This is a genomic window from Streptomyces sp. DI166 (genome assembly GCF_900091315.1).
Lineage (GTDB): Bacteria > Actinomycetota > Actinomycetes > Streptomycetales > Streptomycetaceae > Streptomyces > Streptomyces fuscus.
Window position 1 is genome coordinate 92,198 of sequence record NZ_FLSP01000008.1, and the last position, 21,698, is coordinate 113,895.

General features: G+C 69.1%; 22 protein-coding genes and 1 pseudogene. 16 read left to right on the forward strand and 7 right to left on the reverse strand.

Annotated elements, in window-relative coordinates:
- Window positions 1-235 precede the first annotated feature (235 nt).
- Together dprA and GA0115233_RS06365 are read right to left on the reverse strand one after the other, a co-directional pair.
- Window positions 236-1,384: a DNA-processing protein DprA gene (dprA, locus tag GA0115233_RS06360; RefSeq protein ID WP_176711656.1), complete on the reverse strand. Its 1,149-nt coding sequence runs from the start codon at window positions 1,382-1,384 to the stop codon at window positions 236-238.
- Window positions 1,381-1,953: pseudogene (locus GA0115233_RS06365) on the reverse strand (ATP-binding protein); the annotation flags it as partial. The pseudogene GA0115233_RS06365 and the gene dprA, both read right to left, overlap by 4 nt.
- Window positions 1,954-2,518: 565 nt before the next feature.
- Between GA0115233_RS06365 and GA0115233_RS06370 the strand changes: the two are divergent.
- The 4 genes from GA0115233_RS06370 to GA0115233_RS06385 all read left to right on the forward strand — a co-directional run bounded on the left by GA0115233_RS06370 (window position 2,519) and on the right by GA0115233_RS06385 (window position 7,086).
- The gene (locus GA0115233_RS06370; protein ID WP_093719091.1) at window positions 2,519-3,907 is read left to right on the forward strand and encodes a 3'-5' exonuclease; all 1,389 of its coding nucleotides are present in this window, start codon (window positions 2,519-2,521) and stop codon (window positions 3,905-3,907) included.
- The gene (locus tag GA0115233_RS06375) at window positions 3,904-4,638 is read left to right on the forward strand and encodes a DarT ssDNA thymidine ADP-ribosyltransferase family protein (protein ID WP_093719092.1); all 735 of its coding nucleotides are present in this window, start codon (window positions 3,904-3,906) and stop codon (window positions 4,636-4,638) included. The genes GA0115233_RS06370 and GA0115233_RS06375 overlap by 4 nt, the downstream gene beginning before the upstream one ends.
- Entirely contained in the window at window positions 4,635-6,434 is a 1,800-nt protein-coding gene (locus GA0115233_RS06380) for an ADP-ribosylglycohydrolase family protein (protein WP_093719093.1), read from the forward strand. Before GA0115233_RS06375 ends, GA0115233_RS06380 begins: the two co-directional genes overlap by 4 nt.
- A gap of 97 nt (window positions 6,435-6,531) precedes the next feature.
- A complete protein-coding gene (locus GA0115233_RS06385) occupies window positions 6,532-7,086 on the forward strand; it encodes a GNAT family N-acetyltransferase (protein WP_093719132.1) in 555 nt (184 codons plus the stop codon).
- Here the strand turns inward: GA0115233_RS06385 and GA0115233_RS06390 are convergent.
- Complete coding sequence (locus tag GA0115233_RS06390; protein WP_141689479.1) at window positions 7,047-8,639, reverse strand: helix-turn-helix domain-containing protein; 1,593 nt, start codon at window positions 8,637-8,639, stop codon at window positions 7,047-7,049. The two genes, GA0115233_RS06385 and GA0115233_RS06390, sit on opposite strands and share 40 nt — an antisense overlap.
- A 241-nt stretch (window positions 8,640-8,880) precedes the next feature.
- Between GA0115233_RS06390 and GA0115233_RS06395 the strand changes: the two genes are divergently transcribed.
- From GA0115233_RS06395 to GA0115233_RS06415, 5 genes are read left to right on the forward strand one after another with little or no spacing between them, the layout of a single operon-like run.
- The gene (locus GA0115233_RS06395) at window positions 8,881-9,330 is read left to right on the forward strand and encodes an ATP-binding protein (RefSeq protein ID WP_093719095.1); all 450 of its coding nucleotides are present in this window, start codon (window positions 8,881-8,883) and stop codon (window positions 9,328-9,330) included.
- Window positions 9,327-9,818 carry a hypothetical protein gene (locus GA0115233_RS06400; protein WP_141689480.1) on the forward strand — a complete coding sequence of 164 codons (492 nt, stop codon included), beginning with the start codon at window positions 9,327-9,329 and terminating at the stop codon, window positions 9,816-9,818. The genes GA0115233_RS06395 and GA0115233_RS06400 overlap by 4 nt, the downstream gene beginning before the upstream one ends.
- Complete coding sequence (locus GA0115233_RS06405; RefSeq protein WP_093719097.1) at window positions 9,815-11,029, forward strand: phosphotransferase; 1,215 nt, start codon at window positions 9,815-9,817, stop codon at window positions 11,027-11,029. The genes GA0115233_RS06400 and GA0115233_RS06405 overlap by 4 nt, the downstream gene beginning before the upstream one ends.
- A complete protein-coding gene (locus GA0115233_RS06410) occupies window positions 11,026-11,961 on the forward strand; it encodes a lactate/malate family dehydrogenase (RefSeq protein ID WP_093719098.1) in 936 nt (311 codons plus the stop codon). The genes GA0115233_RS06405 and GA0115233_RS06410 overlap by 4 nt, the downstream gene beginning before the upstream one ends.
- A complete protein-coding gene (locus GA0115233_RS06415) occupies window positions 11,958-13,091 on the forward strand; it encodes a hypothetical protein (RefSeq protein ID WP_093719099.1) in 1,134 nt (377 codons plus the stop codon). Before GA0115233_RS06410 ends, GA0115233_RS06415 begins: the two co-directional genes overlap by 4 nt.
- Before the next feature lie 186 nt (window positions 13,092-13,277).
- Here the strand turns inward: GA0115233_RS06415 and GA0115233_RS06420 are convergent, their stop codons facing one another.
- On the reverse strand, window positions 13,278-13,730 hold the full coding sequence (locus GA0115233_RS06420) for a DUF6292 family protein (RefSeq protein ID WP_093719100.1): 453 nt from the start codon (window positions 13,728-13,730) through the stop codon (window positions 13,278-13,280).
- A gap of 178 nt (window positions 13,731-13,908) precedes the next feature.
- Between GA0115233_RS06420 and GA0115233_RS06425 the strand changes: the two genes are divergently transcribed.
- The 3 genes from GA0115233_RS06425 (at window position 13,909) to GA0115233_RS06435 (ending at window position 17,600) form a co-directional block, all read left to right on the forward strand.
- Window positions 13,909-14,346 carry a hypothetical protein gene (locus GA0115233_RS06425; protein ID WP_093719101.1) on the forward strand — a complete coding sequence of 146 codons (438 nt, stop codon included), beginning with the start codon at window positions 13,909-13,911 and terminating at the stop codon, window positions 14,344-14,346.
- Window positions 14,347-14,351: 5 nt separating this feature from the next.
- The gene (locus tag GA0115233_RS06430; RefSeq protein WP_093719102.1) at window positions 14,352-17,165 is read left to right on the forward strand and encodes an NB-ARC domain-containing protein; all 2,814 of its coding nucleotides are present in this window, start codon (window positions 14,352-14,354) and stop codon (window positions 17,163-17,165) included.
- Between the two features lie 201 nt (window positions 17,166-17,366).
- The gene (locus tag GA0115233_RS06435; RefSeq protein ID WP_141689481.1) at window positions 17,367-17,600 is read left to right on the forward strand and encodes a hypothetical protein; all 234 of its coding nucleotides are present in this window, start codon (window positions 17,367-17,369) and stop codon (window positions 17,598-17,600) included.
- Window positions 17,601-17,798: 198 nt separating this feature from the next.
- Here the strand turns inward: GA0115233_RS06435 and GA0115233_RS06440 are convergent, their stop codons facing one another.
- Window positions 17,799-18,116, reverse strand: coding sequence for a hypothetical protein (locus tag GA0115233_RS06440; RefSeq protein WP_093719104.1), 318 nt, complete (start codon window positions 18,114-18,116; stop codon window positions 17,799-17,801).
- Window positions 18,117-18,349: 233 nt separating this feature from the next.
- On the opposite strand from GA0115233_RS06440, the gene GA0115233_RS06445 reads away from it, so the two are divergent.
- The gene (locus tag GA0115233_RS06445; RefSeq protein WP_255310067.1) at window positions 18,350-19,027 is read left to right on the forward strand and encodes a YdcF family protein; all 678 of its coding nucleotides are present in this window, start codon (window positions 18,350-18,352) and stop codon (window positions 19,025-19,027) included.
- A 73-nt stretch (window positions 19,028-19,100) separates the two neighbouring features.
- Here GA0115233_RS06445 and GA0115233_RS06450 read toward each other — a convergent pair whose 3' ends face one another.
- Together GA0115233_RS06450 and GA0115233_RS06455 are read right to left on the reverse strand one after the other, a co-directional pair.
- Window positions 19,101-19,493 carry a hypothetical protein gene (locus GA0115233_RS06450; RefSeq protein ID WP_141689482.1) on the reverse strand — a complete coding sequence of 131 codons (393 nt, stop codon included), beginning with the start codon at window positions 19,491-19,493 and terminating at the stop codon, window positions 19,101-19,103.
- Complete coding sequence (locus GA0115233_RS06455) at window positions 19,490-20,308, reverse strand: GntR family transcriptional regulator (RefSeq protein ID WP_093719133.1); 819 nt, start codon at window positions 20,306-20,308, stop codon at window positions 19,490-19,492. Before GA0115233_RS06455 ends, GA0115233_RS06450 begins: the two co-directional genes overlap by 4 nt.
- 341 nt (window positions 20,309-20,649) lie before the next feature.
- Between GA0115233_RS06455 and GA0115233_RS06460 the strand changes: the two genes are divergently transcribed.
- The 3 genes from GA0115233_RS06460 to GA0115233_RS06470 are packed head-to-tail and all read left to right on the forward strand — an operon-like array spanning window position 20,650 to window position 21,697.
- A complete protein-coding gene (locus tag GA0115233_RS06460; protein ID WP_176711657.1) occupies window positions 20,650-20,931 on the forward strand; it encodes a WhiB family transcriptional regulator in 282 nt (93 codons plus the stop codon).
- Window positions 20,928-21,467, forward strand: coding sequence for a hypothetical protein (locus GA0115233_RS06465; RefSeq protein ID WP_093719108.1), 540 nt, complete (start codon window positions 20,928-20,930; stop codon window positions 21,465-21,467). Before GA0115233_RS06460 ends, GA0115233_RS06465 begins: the two co-directional genes overlap by 4 nt.
- Window positions 21,467-21,697, forward strand: a complete 231-nt coding sequence (locus GA0115233_RS06470; RefSeq protein WP_093719109.1) for a hypothetical protein — start codon at window positions 21,467-21,469, stop codon at window positions 21,695-21,697. Before GA0115233_RS06465 ends, GA0115233_RS06470 begins: the two co-directional genes overlap by 1 nt.
- The last annotated feature ends 1 nt before the right edge of the window (window position 21,698 follow it).

A 21,698-nucleotide genomic window follows, 5' to 3' on the forward strand; every position in this document is an offset into this window, starting at 1 on the left:
CTGTCGGTCTGGTACGGGTCTGGTGCCGTGGTGCCGGTCTGCACCGGAATCCCCGTGAGCGTAGCGTGACTGGAGTGTCGCGGTGTGCGAAGGACGGGGCGCGGAGCATGCGCAGATACGTTCCGCTGGGCGTCCCCCCGAGGCAGCCCGATCGCTCTGCGTGATCGGCCCGGGGTATCAACTCCGGGAATTCCCAAGGGCATCGCGGTTCCCCCGGACGGCCGAACACGCTCGGTCAGCATCGGCCGCGATCGTCACGGAGTGGCATCACCGCCTGGCGTGTCAACTTCCAGCCGTCGCCGTGTCGTTCGACGTAACCAAGTGCTCGGAGTTCGTACAGCCGGGCGACGGCGTCGTCATGGGTGGTCTGCGCCCCGCGGGCGATCTCGTCGGGCGGGGCCGCACCCCGTGCGGGCAGTGCGTTCAGCACCCGGCGGGTGCCCGCCGCCAACAGGTCCCGGGGCAGGACGGGTCCGCGCCGGTCGGGCGCCAGCTCCCCCATGTCCCCGACGAGTTCGACGACCTCGGCGGCGTCCGTGACCAGCACGGCGTCCCCGCGCAGCAGCTCGTGCACCCCGGCGGACAGCCCGCTGGTCACCGGTCCGGGGACGCCTATCGTGTGCCGCCCCAGCCGCTGCGCCGCCCGTGCCGTGGCCAGCGAGCCGCTGCGGTGCGCGGCCTCGACCACGACGGTCCCCCTGGTCAGGGCGGCGATCACCCGGTTGCGGACGATGAATCTGCTCGGGGTGGGGTGGTCACCGGGCGGCAACTCCCCGATGACCAGCCCCTGTTCCGCGATCCGGGTGATCAGCTGGGTGTGCCCGCGCGGGTACGGCCGGTCGACCCCGCAGGCCAGCACGGCGACGGTGGCCCCGCCGGCGGCGAGGGCGCCCCGGTGGGCGGCGCCGTCGATGCCGTAGGCGCCCCCGGAGACCACCACCCAGCCCCGCTCGGCGAGCCCCGCCGCGACCGTGGCCGCCGTGTGCGCCCCGTACTCCGTGCAGGCCCGCGCTCCCACGACCCCGACGGACCTGAGGGCCCACATCCGCAGGTTCGGGCTTCCGCGCACCCACAGCCCCAGCGGCCGGGCGTCCCCGAGGTCGTCGAGCTGCCGGGGCCACTCCCCGTCCCCCGGGCACACATACCGCACCCCCGTCTCGCGGGCGACCGCCAGGTCCCGCTCCGGATCGGCCCGCTCCGCCCGGGCCAGCAGCCCGGCCCAGCGCCGCTCGCTGATGCCCTCGAACCGGCGCCCCTTCCCGCGCAGCCGCCCGGCGACCTCCCGCACCCCGGCCTCCCGCAGCCAGCGCCCGGCCGCCTCGTCCCCGGGTTCGAGGACACGCGCGAGGAAGACCCGGTCGTACAGCTCGGCGCCGGGGCTCACGTCGACGCTCCCATCGCTGTGGACGCGCCCCGGAGCACCCCGGAATACCGGCACGTCAACGCCCCGATCGCCATGGGCACCCCGCGGGGGACCCCGGTCCGCAGTTGCAGCGCCAGGGCGACGTCCGTCGCGTCGGGGCGGTCGTGGCCGAGGAGGTCGGCGACGGTCCAGGCGACCCGCAGCACCCGGTCCAGGCCCCGGGCGGTCAGCACACCCCGCTCCAGATGGCGCTCGGCCTCGTCCATCGCACCCGGCGCGGCGTACCAGCGGCTGCGCAGCTCCCGGCCGGGAATCTCGCTGTTGGTCCGCCACGGGGTGTCGGCCAGGCGGGCGGCTGCGCGTTCCCTGGCCTGCAGCACCCGGGCGGCCACGGTCGCCGTGGACTCGCCGCGGGCGCCGCGTTCGGTGAGTTCGGCGCGGGTGACCCGGTCGACCTCGACGCGCAGGTCGACCCGGTCGAGGAGCGGTCCGGACAGACGGGCCTGGTAGCGGCGGATCGCGGCGGGCGGGCACTCGCACAGGTCGTCGGTACGGGAGAAGCGGCCGCAGGGGCAGGGGTTGGCCGCGAGCTTATCGGGGTGCTTCACTCCTGTCCGTTGTCCGCTCCGAGACCTCAACCCAACCCCCGCGCAGGAAGCCCCGTACCACCTCTTGCACGGCGCTCTCTCGTTCTTGATCTCTTCGAATGTCACCCTGTGTGACTTCTCCAGGGATTGACTCAACCCCTCTAGGCTGGCACCCGAGCCTCGACCCTCCCGTCGTCGCACGTGTAACAGATGCCTCCGTCCTCATCTCAGCGACCGAGGGCCTTGATGATCTTGTGAGCGAAGCCGTAGGCGAAGATGCTTCCAAAGCCTGGGCGGCAGATGTGGGGTCGTACGTGGCGATCTCAAGGCTCTACCGGTCGACGAAGTCGGTGAGCGCCTGGCAGATCGCGGTCTCCACTAGGTAAGCGGGCCGCAGCCCATACAACCCGTCGTTACTACGGACCGTCGGATCGTCACCGAGCGATCACAGCAGGGACGAATACACCCGAGAGGACAGGCTTCCGATAATCCGATAGGATTCCGCTCCTCTCGGCGGTGCCATGCCAGTGGCCCTCCCAACCGCCGGTGATCTACAGGGAGACGAATCTTGGGCCTGCCAATACCTCAAGGTCATCAGCGCGACGTCGTCTACTTGGCCGCGCACGGCCATCAGGTCGTCCTAGGAACCGCTGGCACCGGCAAGACTGTGATGGCCATCCATCGTGCAGCACATCTAGCCGACGCTCGTACTCGAAACAACGGGCCCACGCTGCTGCTCACGTACAACAAGTCACTGGTCACATACCTGCGGCATCTCGCTAACAAGTTGCCGAGGGTCACGATCGAGACTTACGGCACCTTTGCCCGCGGATACCTGGCCGCACAGGGTCGGATGGGCTACAACCAGATCGCCGGCCCGGACCAGCGCAAGGTTTTCGTAGAGCAGGCCGTCAAGGAGACCGCGGCGTCCTACAAGCCGAACTCGTTCTTCGACCGAGCAACGGACTTCTTCTTGGACGAGCTCGAATGGATCGACGGTAACGGGCTCGGCACGGTCGAGGCCTACCTCGCGGTCGACCGGGTCGGTCGGATGGCCGCGCTGCAGCCAGGTCAACGACGAGCGGTCTGGGATATTCGTAAGAACTACCTAGCCGCCCGCACAGCGGGCGGCTACCCGTACGACTGGGCCTCGCTGCCAGCCTCGGTGCGCACCTCGTTGGCCGCTGACACGGTTGCCCGCCGGTACAAGCACATTGTGGTCGATGAGGCACAAGACCTCTCCCCGGAGTCGATCCGCTCACTGGCAGAAGCCATCCCTGCAGACGGCAGTCTGACGCTCTTCGCGGATTACGCCCAACAGATCTACGGACAGCGGGTGTCGTGGCGTTCCTGTGGCCTGAAGGTTGCCAAAACCGAGGTGTTCCTCGACAACTATCGCAACAGCCCTGAGATTGCTCGCCTTGCGATCGCCATGGCTCAGATGCCCCACTTCCGCGACTCTGCTGACCTGGTAGAACCCCGGGCACCACAACGCGCGGCCGGCGCAAAGCCCACTCTTGTCAGCTACCCGTCAACCGAGGCCGAGGCAGCCGCAGTCGCGACCAGCGTCGCGGCCTTCGCGAAAGTCGCACGCGTAGGCGTGCTCGCTCGCACCCGTGCAGAAGCACGACTGGCCGTCCAGGGCGTGGCGGGCGTCCGGATGCTGCATGATCAGCTGCAGCGGTGGGAAATCGAAGCCGGCGTGTACGCGGGTACGTACCACTCCGCCAAGGGACTCGAATTTGATGTCGTGTTCCTGCCCTTCTGCGGAGCTGCTCGTTCCCCTGACAGCGACACGGTGACCGCTTTCGGGTACGACGAAGCCGCCAGCCGTGAGAGTCGCCTGCTCTACGTCGGCGTGACTCGTGCTCGCGATGAGCTCATCATCACCCACACCGGCGACCCGACCCCGTTGCTACCAGCTCCAGACTCCGGTCTCTACCAGGTGACAACATGACTGGCCAAGTCAACGTCGAGGTCGCCGCCGCACTGGCCTCTATGCCGCTGACCCGGCTGACGCACTTTACCCCTTCGTTGAATCTGCCCAGCATTTTCGCCGACGGCCAGCTACGCAGCGTCAAGGACCTGTCCGAGGATGTGCGCGCTTGCTACCGGGTAACTGATCTCCAGCGTCTGGATGGTTACCCGGACAGAGTTTGCTGCAGTTTGCAGTATCCGAACGGCTTTTACTTCGACATCGCCCGACGCAAAGCCCATGTCGTCAACTATCCGGACTGGGTGTGCCTCCTGCTGGACAAGGCCGTCGCCGCGACGGAGGGAGCACTGTTCTGCCCGCGGAACGCTGCCGCAGGAAGTGGCCTCGCCGCCCCCGGTGTGGCCGGTTTCAGGGCTTGCTATGCTCCGTCGGTTCAGGGCCAAGGGGGACAGACCCGCACCCGTGGGCCGCGCCACGACCCTGGCAGCCCTACCGACATCCAAGCCGAGGTACTGGTGACCGCCCCGGTGCCGGTGTCAGCGATCCATGCGATCGTGTTCCCTACCGAAGCCGCAGCGTCGGAGGAGTATGGGCGGCTGGACCGATTCGGCACACTCCCACCCAATGGCGTCCGATGGGTGATTTCGCCGGGTATGTTCGATAAGTGGACCATCACAGCCGCCGTCCAGAACAGCCGCTACTTCCCTGAGGCCACCTGGTCAATGGTGGCCTCACCAAGGGCAACATCATGACCAGTACCAGCAACACCATGGCGAAGACCGCGCGAGGTATTTTCCTGGGCGCGGCAGTCGGGGACGCGCTGGGATGGCCGCAAGAGGTCCGCGGCGGTCTTGTTGGCGGGCAGAAAGAACGCGACCGCGCTACCCCACGGCCCGAGTTTCAGAACTGGACTCGATACGCCGGCCACTACTCCAAGCGCTATCGCGACCCTGTCCACGCTGGCGAATACAGCGATGACACCCAACTGTTGCTTGCCGTGGCCAGGTCATGCCTGGCCGGTGAGCGTTGGTGGGAGCGGCTCACTGAGGTAGAGCTCCCTACCTGGCCGTCGTATCAGCGGGGCGGCGGTGGAGCAGTCCTAGCCGCAGCCGCGTCCTGGGCCGACGGACGTCCGCCATGGCGCAACGATGGGCCATCACGGGCGCAGGCCGTCGAGAAGCGCTACCGCAATGCTGGCGCCAATGGCGTCGCGATGCGTATCGCCCCCCACGTGTTGTGGGCCGAGACTTCCGACGACCTGATCCGACGCATCGTACTCGACGGCATCACAACCCATGGCCATCCCCGCGCATTGGTCGGCGCACTGGTCTACGCTTTCGCACTCCGCGACGCCGCCTCCTCGCAAACGACACACGGCTTCGGCGACAGCGTCGAGGCTGCCGCTGCCGGCCTCGTTGACGTCGAGCGAGTCCTCCGGGTATTGCCCACCGGCTGGGGCACCGCCCACGACCTCGAACGGTTCGCGGTCACCTGGCAGGACACTAATAAGGAGACATCGCAACTCCTGGAGCTCATTGCGGACTCGTTGCATCGCGGCGCCATGAGCAACCCTGAGATCACGCTGGAACGGCTCGGATGCACCGATCCGAAGATCAACGGTGCTGGAACTGTGAGCGCGGCTGCAGCCATCTACCTCGCGAGCCGATTTGCCGCCCGCCCACAAGGAGGTCTGCTCACCGCAGCATTCCTGCGTAAGGGCGACACCGACACTTTGGCCTCACTCACCGCTGCGATACTCGGTGCACTGCACGACACAAATTGGCTGGGGAACCTAGCTGCCGAGGTGCAAGATGCCAACTACATCGCGAGGTTGGCCGATCGCAGCGCCGCCCACGCCGCCGACCCGCCAAAGTGGCCAACCCGTCGTCCGATGGCGCTACGCAGGGCGCTAAACGACGCGCTGCTTCCCCGCCGTGCTTTCCACAGCGAGTTCCCCGATGGGCGCCAGTGCCACGTCGACGACTTTGCCGTTCTTCATGACGGTCGCGTACTGCGCGCACGGCTTTTCCTTGACGATGGCCAAACCGCGTTTATTGACCTGCCCACAGACCCGACAACCAGGTCCGGCGAGACAAGCCGTGAGCACTCATCCCGACAGCGACAGCCCACGTCCGGACAGTCCAACGGCGCGAGTGAACCAGTCGGAACGAGCAGCCGCAGCGCAACACACACACCAATGGCGCCCCACTCGGTGGCAAGGCACTCCACCCAGCCCGAAACCGACGCTGTCCTCGCCACCTTGAGCCTCGCCCGCTCCGCAGCCTTCTACGCTCAACTCACCGGCCGCGATATTCCGGTGCGTGCTGGCACCGTCGAGATCAGCCCTGGGCTGCTTCTTCGTCAATCTGCAACGGGCACGTTGATCGATGCAGCGTCCGTCATCGTGCACATCACCGTCGATGACCTTGCCGAGGCCACACGCCGCCTTGGCATCGAGAGCACCGTGACGAGCGGTGTATCCGCAACGTTTGAGGTGCGGGATCCAGACGGGCGCACTGTGCGTGTCGGCCAGCGCCCTGCGAAATAATGAGGACGGCCGCCGGACATCGCTCCTCTGGACCCCGACCAGGCCAGGACCTTCCATGCCTGGTCACCTTCAATTGCAAGCCCCTAGCCTGACCGTCATGACGATCAACGACGTGTCTCTGACGCATCACGACGGTGAGCAAGCCGCCGCGCTGTTGGAGGAGTTGTGTGACGTGTATGCGGACGCGTACGGGGTGGAGCCGAGTGACGAGAAGACGGCCGCGTTTCGCCGCAGGGCGGAGAAGCAATTCACACGGCCTGGTTTCGCACGGGTGACGGCGCGGGACGAAGGCCGACTGGTCGGGTTTGTCTTCGGCTACACGCTCCCGGCCGGGGATACGCACTGGTGGGGCGGGGTGCAGCCGGAGCCCACGGCGGAGTTCCTGGAGGAGACCGGGTCGCGGACGTGGGTGCTGTCGGAGATCGAGGTGCGGCGGGCCTGGCAGGGCAGAGGGGTGGGCCGGGCGCTGCATGACGCGGCGCTGGGCGCGCGGGGTGAGGAGCGGGCGACGCTGGCGACGGGCCCGGACGCTGCGGCGCAGCCGGTGTACGAGTCTTGGGGGTGGCGGCGGGTGGGCCGGATTCCCGGGGACGAGGGCGACTACTACTCGGCCTACGACTTGTTCGTGCTGGAGCTGCCGGTCAGCCGGTAGTGGGTCAGCAGGTCGTCGAGTGTGCGGACGGCCCCGCTGCGCTGCCAGGGGGTGAGGGCGGTGCGGAGGTCGGCGATGCGCTGGGTGATGCGCGGGGAGCGGTTGACGCCGGAGATGCGGGCGATGTCGCCGACGATGGTGCTGGCCTCGGCGATGTCGCCCTGCTGGAGGTGGGCCTGGCTCTGCAGGGCGAGGGTGTGGGCGTAGTTGTGCACGTTGGTGGGGTCGATCATGGGCAGTGAGGTGCGGGCGGCTGCCAGGGCCTTCTCGGGGGTGCCCAGGACGAGGGCGCATTCGGCGCTGGTGCCCCAGTAGAAGGACTCGTCGTAGAAGTACCACCAGGAGGCGTGTGGGGTGCCGGCAGCCATGTCGCGCACGGCGGCGTGTTCCTGTTCGAGGGCGCGGTGGGCATTGTCGGGCTGCTGGGCGGCGGCGAAGGCGCGAGCGGCGACGTCGGCGGCGTAGCCGAGGGCGGCCGGGCTTTCGGTCTGGGCGGCCCAGGCCTGGGCGGCGATGGCGTGGTCGATGCCGACGCGGGGTTTGTTCTGCCAGGTGGCGAGCTGGCTCATGGTGCACAGGACGTAGGTGACGAGTTCGGTGTTCTCGGCGTCGTGGGCGGCGGTGCGGGCGTCGTCGTAGTAGTACTGGGCGGCCCGGTAGTCGCCGAGGTTGTACAGCTGCCAGCCGACCATCTGGCTGAGCTCGGCGTACACGGTCAGCACCCGGGGGCGGAGGTCTTCAGGGGCGCTGGCCACGAGGTCCGCGACGACTTGGCGTTGGGCGAGGGCGGTCTGCAGGGCGATCTGCGGGCCGAGGACGTCGCCCTGGCGGCGGTAGTGCTGCAGGACGCGTTCGGCGTGGGTAATGGTGGCCAGGTCCAGGCGGCTGGGGTCGTCGAGAACGGCGGCGACGCGGTCGCGTTCGTCGGCGTCGGCGATGTCCAGCAGCGGGGCCGCGGCAGCCACGGTGAGCGCGGTGCTGATCTTCAGGAGCAGTTCGCGGCGGTTGAGCCCGGGATTGGCCTGCTGTGCCCACATGATCAGTGCCTGTGCCAGTTCCTCGAAGCGTACGTCGTGCAGCCGGTGGACCAGGATGCCGGCCAGCTGCGGGGTGAGTAAGAGCGGTTCGGCGGCCAGGCCGTCCAAGAGGTCGGCGCCAGCTGCGGGGCCGGGGCTTGCTGGGGTCGGTGGCGGGTGTGGCGGCGGGTGGCCGTGGTTGGGGAGGTCGGCGAGCAGGTCGGCCACGGAGCATTCGTAGAGCTGGGCGAGCCGGTCCAGGGTGTCGAGCGAGGGGGCGTGCCCGGTGCTGGCGGGCCAGAGTTCCCAGGTGGAGATGTTCTTGAAGGTCTTGGGGTCGTCCGGCCACCGCTGGTTCCACAACTCGGCGACCTGGCGCTGGCTCAGGCCGCGGGCCAGCCGGGGCGCCACGCGGGCGTTGACCCGGTAGCGGTGCCGGACTGCGGCAGCCGCCTCGGGCCAGGTCTTGCCGGCCGCCCGCAGCTCGGTGGCGAACTGCACCTGTTCCTGCCTGCGGCTCCGGGGTCTTGCTGCCACCCAGCCCCCTCTCGGCCGTGTGTGGATCGCACCTTGTTCAGCACGGTAGCGCGGCGCGGGGCGCGTCAACACGCGTGCGTTCTTTCCCGGTTGAACCGGGAGATCCCGGCCTCATGTTGGCGGCTGGACGGGATGGCCCTGCGTGCTGCGACGGCGCAACAGTTGAGGCTCTGCTTCACTAGCGAACTTGGTTCGCGGTGTCGCCCGTTCCCGCCGACGTGCCTCGAGGTGATGCAGCGTCATGCGTCTGACTACCCATACCGATCCGGGCCTGACTCAGGCCGGTTCCTCCTCCGCCACGGTCCGGGCCCTGGAGATAAGCATCGCTACGGACAGGGCGGTGGTCGCCGAGGTACGGCACTCGGTGCGGGCGACGCTGACGTCCTGGGGTGCAGGCGCCATCGCCGACGACATGGCGGTCGTGGCGTCCGAGCTGGCCTCCAACGCGCTCAAGCACGCTGGCAGTGAGGCCACCGTGCGGTTGCAGCTGGTGGAGGGCCAGGCGCTGCTGGAGGTCGATGACAGCTCCATGCAGCGGCCGGTACCGCGCCGGGTCGGCGCGGAGGTCGAGGAGGGCCGCGGCCTGTTCCTGGTGCAGGCCCTGGCCGCCGCGTGGGGCTGGAGATATCGCGAGGGCGGCGGCAAGACAGTGTGGGCGTCGCTTCCCGCACCCGCAGGGTGTGTGGCATGACAGCGTCTGCCAGCGGCAGCGGGCCGCTGACCACCGCCGGCGCGCGGCCGGGGTTCTGGTGCGAGTGCCTGCTGACCTCGGCGGAATCGGACAGCACAGTGCTGGTCGGTTCCTTCGACGCCTATGCCGCCCGCGATGCGGTGCGCTGGATCCGCATCGCCGTGCGCATGTTGGTCTCCGTGGTCGACGCGGCCGAGGCCGAGCCGGTCCACGAGTGGCTGCTGTTCGGTTCGAATCCCACCGCCGCCGCGCTGGAGCGCGGCGAGCCGTTCGCCATCGCGCTGCGGCACGAGCAGCTGCGGCTGGTCTGGAGTGCGCGGCCCGTCGGCTTCCTGCCGCTGGCCCACCGCACCGGCCGCGCGCTGCCGCCGTGCGCGCTGGAGTGGTCCCAGCCCGCCGCACTGCGGGCGGCCCTGACGGCTTCGCAGAACACCATCTGCCCGCAGGCCGCTGACGCGGCCTGCCGAGTGCGAAGGAGTCATTCGTGAGCACAGCCGCAGCACGTACCTCCCCAGGGCCGGTGCCGGACGTGGCCGAGGTCTTCGCCTTCGCCCAGGACGAGATCCGCTCGGCCGCCGCCGAACTGTGGCCCGGCGCCCGCGTGGAGCTGTCCTCCCACATCCCGAGCGTCACCGGCTACGTGCACCGCATCCGGGTGGGCGGCCGGGAGCTGTACGCCAAGCACTCCTTCCTGGGGATGTCGCTGGTGTCGATCCTGCATGGCGTTGCCGGTGACTGGGCCGAGGTGCAGCGCGCCCAGGCCGTGTATGTCCAGCGGCCGGATGCGCTGCTGGTGCGGGAGGCCGCGCAGCTGCGGCTGCTGGCCGACCTGGGCAGGCCCCGGGTGTGCGAGGTCGCCGGCCTTGCACGCGGGGTGCTGTTCACCGCGCCGGTGCCCGGGCCGACGCTGGCCGCCCTGCTGTTACGGGATCCGACGAGCACGGCCGGGTTGTTCGAGGCCGTCTTCACCGACCTGCACCGGCTGCACCGCTCGCGGACCGCCCAGCGGCTGGCCCCGGCCGGGACGATCTCCGAGCGGAGTGTGGCGGCGACGTTCCAGCGGAAGTTCAACGGCATCAGCGGCCAGACCTACCTCACCCGCCTGGGCGCCGAGCAGTGCACCGAGGCCGAGCAGGCCGAGGTGGCCGCGCTGCTACGAGCGGTGGTCGCCCGGCTGCACCGGATGAGGCCGACCGCGCTCGCGCCGGGCCAGGCCGTGCTGACATACGGCGATCTCAAGCCCGAGCACCTGGTGTTTCCCGACGGGCCCGGCGGGCGGCCGGTCCTCATCGATCCCAGCCTGTTGAGGGCGAGGGCCTCGGTGGACGCCGCCAAGCTGACCAGCCGCACCGTACTCCTGCTCGCCTCCGCCCGCCCCGGCGCCACGGCAGCCGAGCAGATCGCGGACGGGCTCGGGGCGTTCGCCGAGCAGCGGATGCGGGCGATGGCGCCCAAGGCGGCCCGCTCGTGGCTGCGCGAGCTGCTGATCGTGTGGCTGATGGACACCGTCAACATCCTCACCACCTTCCTGTCGGCCCCGGCCACGCTGCCACTGCCACCGCGCGGGCGCCCCCTGGTGGAGCGGGCGGTGGCGGTGTGCACCATGACCGACCGCATCAGCACCGCTCTGGGCAGCGGGTTGGACGCGCACCGCGTGTGGGACACCGCACTGGGCGAGACCAAGGCGGTGGCCGGATGACCCGCACACCCACCGTGGACGTGGTCGGCATCGTCGGAGCGGGCGCGATCGGCCAAGCCGTGGCCACCACGCTGTGCACGACCGGCTTCTGCCACCGCCTGCTGATCGCCAGCCGCTCCCCGGAGCAGGCCGCCGCCCTGGCCGCGGACATCGACGACATGCGGCAGGCCACCGCCTCACCTGTGCACCCCCACGCCGGCCGCGTGGCCGACCTGGCCGACTGCCAGGCAGTGGTCATCGCCGTGCGTGCCTCATTCACCAACCCCCGAAGGGCCGACGTCCGCATGGGAGGCGCGGTCGCCAACGCACCCGCCATCGGCCAGCTGGCCGCCGCGCTGCACGGCTATCCGGGCACGGTGCTGGTGGTGACCAACCCGGTCGACGTGATGAGCAGGCTGTTCGCCGAACTCTCCGGCTGCGACCGGGTATTCGGCATCGGCTCGAACCTGGACAGCGCCCGCTACCGGGCCGCCCTCGCCCGCCATCTGCACGTCCCAGCCGCCGCGGTGGCAGGGCACGTGATCGGCGAGCACGGGGACGCCGCCGTGGTGTGCGCCTCGGCCACCACCGTCAACGACCAGCGGGTCCCGCTGCCACTGCAGCAGCTCCGGGACGAGCTCGCCACCAGGGCCGGACGGATCAGTGCGGGCATCGGCCGCACCCGTTCCGGGCCCGCCGGCGCCGTGCTCTCCGCCCTGCGCAAGTCGCTCGCGGTGGACGACGGGATCGAGGAGCTGTCCGCCCCGCATGGGGGCGGCTGGCTGGGAATTCCGTTGCGCTTCACCCAGGGCCAGCCCGTAGCGTGCCTGCCCTCCCTCGACGCGGCCGAGCAGCGGCAGTTCACCGCAGCCGACACCAAGCTCCGCACCGCCTACCAGGCCGTGCGGTCCCTGCCCGAACTTCAATCTCCCGACAGCGAAAGGGCTTCATGAACACCGTCACCGCGACGCGGCTGCATGCCGCGGACGTCAACATCACGATGGTCAGCAACACCCCCGCGGTCACCGACTACGCGCGCCGCTACTTCGGCCCGTGGTGGAACGCCTTCGAGGTGCTGCCCGCCAGCGTGTGCGCCACCCCGGTGGTCTTCGCCGACGTCGACGCCGACCAGTACGCCACACTCCAGGCCCTGGTGGAGACGTGCCCGCACGAGGAGACCACCTACGCCAAGGCCGCCACACTCGTGGCCCGCGACACCGAGGGCACGATCACCGCGGTCAGCTCCACACAGCAGCTCGCCTACCGGCACGAGCCAGCCAACGGCCGCCTGTCCGTGATCGGCACCGAGAGCGAGCCCGTGGCGCTGGCCGCCGCACGAATCGCCCGGGACGCCATGCGCGGCCTGCTGCTGCGGGACGGCTGGACACTGCTGCACGCCTCCGCCGTCACCGACAACAACTGCCGCACCGTGCTGACCTTCGGCGAAAAGGGTGCGGGCAAGACCACCACCGCACTCGCCCTGGCGAACCTTGGCTGGCAGCTGCTGGCCAACGACCGGATCTTCGTCCGACCGGACGAGGGCGGGCAACTGCACGTACTGCCCTGGCCGTCGGCCGCCGCGATCGGCCTCGGTCTGCTGGACGCGCTGGGCTGGCACGACGTCGCCCGCAAGCGCCTTGAGGCCGGCGAGGCCCTCCACCCCACCCAGCACCCGGACGTCACCGACGCTGTTCTGGCCGGGCGGCGCGAACCGCTGTGGGAACCCGGCGGCAAGCGCGAACGCAAGGTGCAGGTCTACCCCGACCAGTTCGCCGACTGGTTCGGCCTCAAGCTGGCCACCGGCGGCCTCGCCCAGGCCGTGCTCTTCCCGCGGATCCGGCGGGACGCCCCCCCAGCCGTCGAAGGCTGCCGCCGCACGCTCAGCGACGCCGACTTCATGCACGGCGCGACCGAGGACCGCTACGCCGACATCCTCGGCCTCGCCCCGGCCGGCGGCAGCGGCAGCAGCGACGCCCGACAAAGCGTGGCCTACCACCTGGAGAAGCTGCCCCAGCACACCGTGGTCCTCGGCCATGACCTGGCGGCCAACGCCGCCTTCCTCCACCAGCTGCTCAGCGAGTAGCCCGAGGCCCCCGCCGGGCGCTGCCCTCCCCGCGCCCGGCGGGACGCACTCCGCCGACCCCCGGTCTTGACGTAGAAGGGCAGCGGGAAGCGGCGGAGCCACAAGGGGCGGGCGGCGGAGCAACCCCGCCCCCCGCCCGCCCCGCTCATGCACACAGACACAACCGCCGCATCGAACAACCGCCCGTCAGGGCCGTCCCGGCGGGGCCGGCCGCCCGTACACCTGAAGGCGCTCAAGCAGCGCAGCCACGCTCTCGCCCTGCCGACGGTAGAACGGCCGCTCCAAGGACCCGGCCATCGTGTGGTCGACCATCATGGTGGCGAAGAACGCAGACACCCTCGCTGGCGGTGGGAGCAGCCCCGCCCCCATCCACTGCCTGCCCTCGCCCGGCCGGTTGGGGTCGTACTGGGTGTGGACGCGCCAGCCCGAGACCGAATTCCACCAAAGGCAGAGTTCCTCCAGGCCCGGACCGTAGTGCCGGGTGGTGAACTCGAAGGGGATCTCGATATGCCCGTCCGCCTCGCCATCGAAGTCGTCGGGCGATGGGTCCGGAGGGATGCTGTAGCCGGTGGCCGGGATCCCTTCCTTCACCAACTGGGCGACGACCGCGGCCCTGTAGTGCCTGTTTCTGAACCTCACGTGGGGATCGCACGCCGCGGTAGCGAACCACTGTGACTTCCAGTTGGCAGACGGCAAACGGCGTCGAAGACGTCGGGCCCGCAGCCCGACGATAAGTCCTAATCGCCCTGCGCGGGAACCGTTGCATCTCGTAGTGTGTCTACTATCGGTGAGTGCGTAGGCACCGGGGGTGAAGCGGGTGAATCCGGTTTCGGTGGGACTGCTGGCTGCTTTGGCGGGTGGCGCTGGTGGTGAAGTCGGGCGGCAGGCATGGGCAGGGCTGAGCGCACTGGTGAGGCGTCCATTTCAGCGCGGCCAGGACGCCGCGGTTGGCCGAGCGGTGAGTTCGGGGGAGGCTGAGCTGGCCAGACTGGAGCATGCACCGGCGGATCCGGCACGCGCTCAGGCACTGAGCACCGCCCTGGCGGTGCGGGCTGCCCTCGACCCGGACTTCCAGACAGGGCTGCAGCGATGGCTTGAGCAGGCGAGGCTGGTGCGCACTGGTGACGGCGAGGTGCACAACGAGATCAAGGGCGGCACCTTTCACGGACCGGCTGTGCTTGGCCGGGACTTCTCCGGAGTCTCCTTCACCACTCCGCCTCCAACCACCCCCAGCTCGCCGCCGACGGATGACTGACCGGGATGGCTGAGGCCGACGCCGCCGGTGAAGATAGCGCGAGCCGGGACACGTCGAACCAGATCCACGATGGCGTGTACTTCGGCTGGGTGATCCAGGGGCGGAACGTCAGTCTGCAGTTGCCTGCTCCGGTCACTCCGGCACTGTCCGGCCTGCCTCCAGCCTCGACCACCTTCATTGGTCGCGACAGCCACCTGGAAGCGCTCTTGCAGGGGCTGGCTCCCGGCCCACAGCGGCAGGAAGCGGTGCTCGTTGCGTCAGTAGCGGGCCTGGCCGGCGTCGGCAAGACCGAACTTGTCGTGCAGACCGCCGCCCGGGCGTTGGAAAAGCCCGGTTGGTTCCCCGGAGGGGGGTTGTTCGTCGACATGTTCGGCTACGACAGCAAACGTCGACTGTCCCCCGCGCAGGCCCTGCGCGGCCTCCTGCACGCTCTGGGCATACCCGACGAGCACATCCCCGAGGAACAGCAGGATCGCTCGCGCCTCTACCGCAGCGTGTTGGCGGAATTCGCCAGGCAGAAACGTCGCATTCTGGTCGTCATCGACAACGCCTCAAGCAGCGAGCAGGTCGATCCGCTGCTGCCCACCGACGGCACCACCGCGGTCCTGCTCACCTCCCGCCACACCCTTGATTTGGGCGCCCGCCTCCACGACCTCGACATCCTCGACGAGCACGCTTCCGTTGAGCTGCTGCGCAAGGCCCTCTTCGAGGCGCGCGATGCCGCCGACACCCGCGTATCTGACGCCCCCGAGGATGCTGCGATGATCGCCCGGTTGTGCGCGGGCCTGCCCCTGGCCCTACGCATCGCCGCCGCCCTCCTCGCCGATACCCCTAGACGTCCCCTTGCCGACTTGAGCCAGGCCCTGTCTGACGTTCACCACCGGCTGGACCAGCTCGCGCGCGAGAGCCGCGCCGTGCGAGCTGCATTGGATCTGTCGTACGAGCAACTGAGCGAAGCCCAGGCCAGGATGTTCCGGCTGGTCGCTCTCAATCCCGGCCCCGATCTGTCCACTGCGGCAGCCGCGCACGGTGCCGCCGCGGACCAGTTGCACACCAAGCAACTCCTGCTGGAGCTCACCCGTGCCCATTTGGTCGAACCTGGAGCTGTCTGGGGGCGCTGGGGGCTCCATGACCTGGTCCGGGTGTACGCCAGCGAGCGGGCAGCCAAGGAGCCTACGACGACAGATGATGTCAGGCGGCTTCTCCGTTACTACCTCGAACGCGCAACGCGGGCTGACGACTATGTGGTCAATCTGATGGAACCGACGCCCCACGGTTTCCCCGACCGATCCCAGGCGGTCGCATGGCTGGACGCAGAACGGGAGAATCTGTTCGCAGCGGCGGCTCTTGCAGAGGCTATGGGGCACCACGACATCGCCCGGGATCTGCCTTTGGCCTTGGAGAACTACTTCAGCATGCACGGTTATGTGGAGGAGTGGCGTGCCAATGCCGCGCTCGCCATTCGGGCCGCGCAGGCCTTGGATGATGAGCGTGGTGCGGCCCGTGCAGGCGTGTCACTCAGCGACGCGCTGCGTGCGCTGAATGCCTACGCCGAAGCCATCTCTGAGTCACGCAAGGCGGCGGAGATTTTCCGCTGCCTGGGTGACCAATCCGGCGAAGGCATGGCACTACGTGCCCTCGCCTCGGCCCTAAGCTACTCCGGCCACTATGAGGAATCTCTCCGGATGTCCGAACAGGCCATCCCTCTGCTGAAACGAGGCTCCAACCGGCACTTTGCTGCGGTAGCGCTCATGGACTACGGCGCTCACCTGACGCTCCTCAAAAGATACAACGAGGCAATTGGTGCGCTGCAGGAGAGCCTGGCAGTGTTGTCTCAGACCAGCAAAAGCGTAAAGACCCTTGCCTTGCTGAATCTTGCCCACGCACTGGACGGTGTTGGTCGGCGCGCCGAAGCCACCCACTCCTTCCAAGAATGCATTGCGTGCGCTCTTGAAGCGGGTGGCCCCTGGGAGACCGACATCGCAGCAAAAGCCTCGGTCTTCTTGGGTAATCTCTTTTCGGAGGATGAACAACCCGTTCAGGCAAGCCTCTACTTCCGGCAAGGCGCCGCCCTTTTCAAGCAGACAGGCGACGACACTTCCGCAGCTGAAGCTTTCAGAGCCCTTGGGGCAACCCTGATCGCCCTGGGAGAGAACTCCGGCGAGGGCAGCGACTCCAGGCTAACCGCAACCGCCCACGAGGGGAACTACGAGCAGGCTGCGGACGCGCTCTCCGAAGCAATCACGCTTACACGCCGCGCAGTCGAGAACAGACCTGACGAAGTTGCACCAGAATTGGCCGACATCCTGAGGAATTACAGCACTCCACTCGTGCACCTGGGCCGCTGTGATGAGGCCCAGGTTGCTGCACAAGAGGCCCTGACTATCGTCCGCCAACTGGCTGAGCAGGATCCGCACGCTCACCAAACGAACCTTGCCCTAGCGTTGGACAATCTCGCCTGGGTTCTCTCCCAGGACAGCGCCCAACTGCCCGCAGCGTTAAAGGCTTCCACGGAGGCGGTCGACATTGCTACCGGCTTGGCCCGAAACGACCCTGCCGAACATTCCGAACTCCTCCGATATACCGCGGAACTCAAAGCTGGACTGCTCGGTGAGCTTGCCCAAGCGTCCGTATGCAAGATCGCCCACGCAACGATGACGCGTGCGAAAGAGGAGCTCAACCCGACAACGCTAGAGCAGGAGACCGGGCTATTGCCGTCACAAATCGCGGCAGGGACGGCGTGGCTGGACGCGTATCACCGCTCACAGGAGTTACCGCCGGGCGAGTCGGCTGAGTCAGACGACGGATCATCAAAGTGACGACGAACACGCGTGATTCTCCCTCCCGGCCGCCCGGCACGAGCGGCTCGCCAACCTTGATCATCTAGTAAGGCACCAGCCGCCGACTCGCGGTAGAGCGCCTCTTGGCCGCCTACGGCCCGCTTCTAAGTCCGAGGCGCCCGCAGCTTCGTTCGTAGGCGCCGCCGCCACGGCAGGCCCGGCGGGCAGTGTCCGGCTCATGTGGCAGCCGTCGCACAGGGCGCGGATCCAGGTGCCGTCCTGGTCGCCGTGGAAGCGGGGGCGGCCCGCACCCGCGTAGGCCTCGCAGGTTCGCTCGGCTTCGGCCTCGGCTGCTTCGACGAGAGCGCCGGCCATGTCGGCCCAGGCGCCGTCGAACTCTCCGTCGTCGTCGAAGCGGTCGGCGACGTAGATGCGCAGGCCGCCGAGTTTCGGCTGAACTCCTCCAGGCGGTAGTCCGCCATCAGGGCGAGGAGCTGTTCATGCAGCCGTCTCAGCAAGGGGTGCCAGCCCGGCCCCACTTGCGTCAGCCGGGCCGGGATCTGATCGCCCCGTCCGGTGCCGCCGGTCACATGCGTACTCATGCCGCCCAGCCTGCCGCACCCCACTGACAACGCCCTCCCGGCTGCCCGTGCCGTCGGCAGATGCCGGCCGTCAGCGCCCGCGGACGTCCTGGGCGGCCTCGTGTGCGCGGCGGAGCTGGTCGGTGAGGTTCGTGGCAGTGGTGGCGGCCTCCCCGATCATGCGGGCCACGCTCATGGCGTCGTCCCGGTCGCGGGCCATCCGGTCGACCGCGGCAGAGGTCTGCAGCAGGATCTGAGGCAGGTACTCGGCGAGTTCGTGGAGGTCGCGCAGGACACGGGCCGCGCTGCGCGGGCTGCCGTACTCGGCCTTGCCGCCCTCAAGGTCCCGGGCGATCTCCCGCAGAGTCTTCGCTGCGTCCCGTGACAGGGGGCTGGGATCGTACGGCACCGGCTGATTCCTCCCGCTCACGGTGGCAGAGATCTCAGTCTGCCGCCGCTGACCTGCCCGTACAGCCGGATCGGCGAAGTTCCCGGGGCGGAGGTGGGCTCGGTGCCCGGCGCAACCCTCCCGCATGAGTTCACTAATGTACTCATCAAGGGGGCCCGGGCCCGCCGCCGATCACGATGCGGCGGCCGGATACGCCGTGCGCCGGAAGCAGGATCGATCAGGGAGTGGCGGCCGTGGCAGACGCCGAAGGACGGCAGCGCGTGATCACCGCCCAGGAGTGGCGGGATGCGGAGCTGATCTGGGACTACCACCAGATGCACCACGAACTGCGGCCGTGCTCGGCGGGAATCGGCCTGGGCAGCCACGATCTGGGGGTCGCCTCACACACCGTGCACCTCTACCGGCAGGGCCTGTTCCCGGTGATGGTGTTCACCGGCGGCAACAGCCCGACGACGAAGGCGCGCTTCCCGCGGGGCGAGGCGGTGCACTACCGCGAGCATGCCCTGGAGCTCGGCGTGCCCGAGGAGGCGGTGCTGGTGGACCCGAAGGCGGCGAACACCGGCCAGAACGCCGTCTTCTCCCGCCAGGTGCTGGCGGAGGCCGGGATCGTGCCGGAGTCGGTGCTGGTGGTGTGCAAGCCGTACGAGGAGCGCCGCTCGTACGCGACGTTCAAGAAGGTGTGGCCCGGGGTGGACGTAATCTGCTCCTCGGAGCCGGTGGGGCTGGCCGCGTACGCCGAAGGGATCGGGGATACGAAGCTGGTCATCGACATGCTGGTGGGCGCGCTGCAGCGGGTGATGGTGTACCCCAAGCAGGGCTTCATCATCCCCCAGGAGGTCCCGGAGGACGTGGCCGCGGCCTTCAAGCGGCTGGCCGACGCCGGTTTCGACAGCCGTCTCCTGCCGCGCTGACCGGCCCAGACGCGCCCGGTGCCCCGCGAGGACGTTCCTTGTCTCGCGGGGCACCGGCGCGTGCGGATTGCCGTCAGCCGGCCAGGCTGAGGGCCTCCGTGCGGTCGGGCCCTTCGAGGCGCTCGGCCCAGGCGGTATAGGCGGCTCGGGCCTGCTCAGCGGTGAGCCCGGCCGCCGTGGCGATCTCGTCCCAGGTTCGGCCGTGCTTAAGGGCCTGGCGCATCAGGGACGGCTGCTCGTCGCCGATCTGCACCGTGATCGCGGTGCCCAGGACAAGCGCGGCGATGGCGTCGGAGCCGTCGGCCGTGACGGTCTCCTGCGGAGGCAGACCGCGGACGGTGCCCGCGATGCGGTCCTGGTGGCGCTGGCGGCGGTGGGCCATCTCCACCACGCCCGCCTCCGGGACGTCGCCCGGAGCGGTCAGCTCGGCCACATCGAGCGCGCGCGGCTTTCCTTCACTGGTCATGATTCCTGCCTTTCGGCTTGGTCGCGGGCGGAGTCGGGCAACTGAAAGCTGTAGCTCCAGCTGAAGCGGCTGGAGGCGTGGACGCCGAGGGCGTACTCGATGACGGTCTCGTCGGCGGTGTAGGTGGTGCGTTTGAGGACCACGACCGGTTCGCCGGGGGGAAGCTCCAGCTGCTCTATCTCGGCCGGAGTGGGCATGCGGGCCCGCAGTTCCTCGGTCATGTGGTCGGGTTCCAGGCCGAGCTCGTAGAACACGCGGAAGCCGCCCCCGGCGCCGGCGGGCCCGGGGGTGGGGTCGACCAGCCGGGTGCCTTCCACGTGGCTGGGCCGGTAGTAGCTGGTCAGCGTGTGGGTGGGCTGGCCTTTCTCCTTCACCAAGCGGGCGCGCTCGTAGACCTCCGACCCTTCTGGGATGCCCAGGGCGGAGGCGATTTCGCGAGTGGACGGCACCTTGCGAACGGTCTGGGTCTGGTCGGTACGGCTGTACTCGCGGCCCGAGGCGACCCGGTCGGCGATGAAGGCCACCTCGTCGCTGTCGCGCCATTTCGCCTTGTCATAGCGCTGGATCCCGAGCCGCTTGAGGGGCGGGCGGTCACGGGCGTAGACGCCGCCGCCCTGCCGGCTGGTGACCAGCCCGGCGTTCTTCAGCCGGATGATCGCCTGGCGCACGGTCTCGCCCGTCACCTGGTACTTCGCCACAAGCTCACGCGTGGTCGGGAGCCTTTCTCCCGGCTCGATGGCGCCGGATTCGATCTCCGCCCGGAGATCGTCGGCGATCCGTTGCGCTCCGCGCGGCCTCGGGTCCTTTGCCGTCATGGGCTCAGAGTAGAGCACCTTCACTAGTCAGGTCACGCGCACTTCACTAGTGAACTCTTGACGAGGTTGCGGATCTCTGTCTACGGTCGATCTCACCAACTTCACTAGTGAAGTCGGCGGGATGTTGGGGCTGTTTTGCCCTGCGCCCGTACAGCACTGCCTTGTCCAAAACGTGCAGAGGACCCCCGATCTCCTTCCACCGATCTCAGGGGTCCTCGGCGCGGAAAGCCCACCAGAGCTTTGGGAGTGACTTCCGCATGCCCAAGCGTATGAGCGCGCCAGCCGCCGTGGCACGGCGTTCGCCCGGTTCGTTACTGCAACTGCCGTTCGGTGCCCCGCCCGTGGATTCCGACGGCCGGCCGCAGGCCGCCTGCACCGGCCTGGACACGAAGATCTTCTTCGCCCGCCCCTCCGAGCTTGACCAGCCGCCCAACAGGGGTGAGCGGTCGGCGCTGGCGGTGTGCGCGGTGTGCCCGGCCGCTGTCCGTGCGGTGTGCCTGGAGCGGGACCTGGCCCAGTCGGAGATCACGCGTATCAACGGGGTCTTCGGCGGGGTGCGCCAGGAGGAGCGGCGGGAGATGTACCAGGCCCGCCAGCAGGCGCGGAGCGGGGGTGCGGCATGAACGCGCACCAGCCCGAACTGCCGCGGCGCAACCGCGCGTTGCCGGAGCCGGTGTTTCCGGAGCTGGCCGAGTACATGCGGATGGCGTGGAACGGTCTGTCCGCCGCGTCCCCGGCCGCGCGCCGGGTCGAGGCCGCCGAAAGCGCCCGCGACCTGCTATCGGAGGCCATCGCGCTGCCGCTGAAGGAGATGGACTCCGACGCGCTGGTGATGGCGATCCTGCAGCTGCGGGCGGGCCTGGCCCGGCTGCTGGCCGCGACCATCCCAGCCGCCGTCCCGCCCGCCCCGTCCACGGGGGACGTGCTGGACGACACCGACCTGGTCGCGCACCTGCTCGACCTGTTCAGCGACGCGGCCCCGCTGGATGCCGATGTCGCCGTCCATGTCGGCCGTCCGCTGCCCGCGCCGCTCATCGACACCCTCGCCCAGGCCATCCATGCCCCCGGGCTGCGGCCCAGCGGCGAGTACCTGGAGGCCCGCGGCATCTGTGGCAACTCCACCATCCACCTCACCGCCATGATCAGTGGGGGTGCGTGATGGCGTTCTTCGGGCTCATCGGCAACGACCGGCAGATGGCCGCCACCACCTACGCGGGCAAGGAGTCGGCCAGCCAGCGCAGGCAGCGCAAGGAGGCCGAGCGGTCCGCGCGGCGGCGCCAGCGCCACCATCGCGCCGCGATCGAGGCCGACCGCGACGGCTGGAGGTGGGCCGACGCCGAGCGTGAGCGGCAGGAAGGCCGCGGCGGGCGCCGGGGGTGGTTCTCGTGAC

Bases quoted from the DNA above. Each gene is read 5' to 3' on its own strand.
- GA0115233_RS06385 (WP_093719132.1), top strand. From the start codon at position 6,532: ATGACGATCAACGACGTGTCTCTGACGCATCACGACGGTGAGCAAGCC.
- GA0115233_RS06465 (WP_093719108.1), top strand. From the start codon at position 20,928: ATGAACGCGCACCAGCCCGAACTGCCGCGGCGCAACCGCGCGTTGCCG.
- GA0115233_RS06415 (WP_093719099.1), top strand. From the start codon at position 11,958: ATGAACACCGTCACCGCGACGCGGCTGCATGCCGCGGACGTCAACATC.
- GA0115233_RS06380 (WP_093719093.1), top strand. From the start codon at position 4,635: ATGACCAGTACCAGCAACACCATGGCGAAGACCGCGCGAGGTATTTTC.
- GA0115233_RS06410 (WP_093719098.1), top strand. From the start codon at position 11,026: ATGACCCGCACACCCACCGTGGACGTGGTCGGCATCGTCGGAGCGGGC.
- GA0115233_RS06430 (WP_093719102.1), top strand. From the start codon at position 14,352: ATGGCTGAGGCCGACGCCGCCGGTGAAGATAGCGCGAGCCGGGACACG.
- GA0115233_RS06400 (WP_141689480.1), top strand. From the start codon at position 9,327: ATGACAGCGTCTGCCAGCGGCAGCGGGCCGCTGACCACCGCCGGCGCG.
- GA0115233_RS06470 (WP_093719109.1), top strand. From the start codon at position 21,467: ATGGCGTTCTTCGGGCTCATCGGCAACGACCGGCAGATGGCCGCCACC.
- GA0115233_RS06450 (WP_141689482.1), bottom strand. From the start codon at position 19,493: ATGACCAGTGAAGGAAAGCCGCGCGCGCTCGATGTGGCCGAGCTGACC.
- GA0115233_RS06375 (WP_093719092.1), top strand. From the start codon at position 3,904: ATGACTGGCCAAGTCAACGTCGAGGTCGCCGCCGCACTGGCCTCTATG.
- GA0115233_RS06395 (WP_093719095.1), top strand. From the start codon at position 8,881: ATGCGTCTGACTACCCATACCGATCCGGGCCTGACTCAGGCCGGTTCC.
- GA0115233_RS06455 (WP_093719133.1), bottom strand. From the start codon at position 20,308: ATGACGGCAAAGGACCCGAGGCCGCGCGGAGCGCAACGGATCGCCGAC.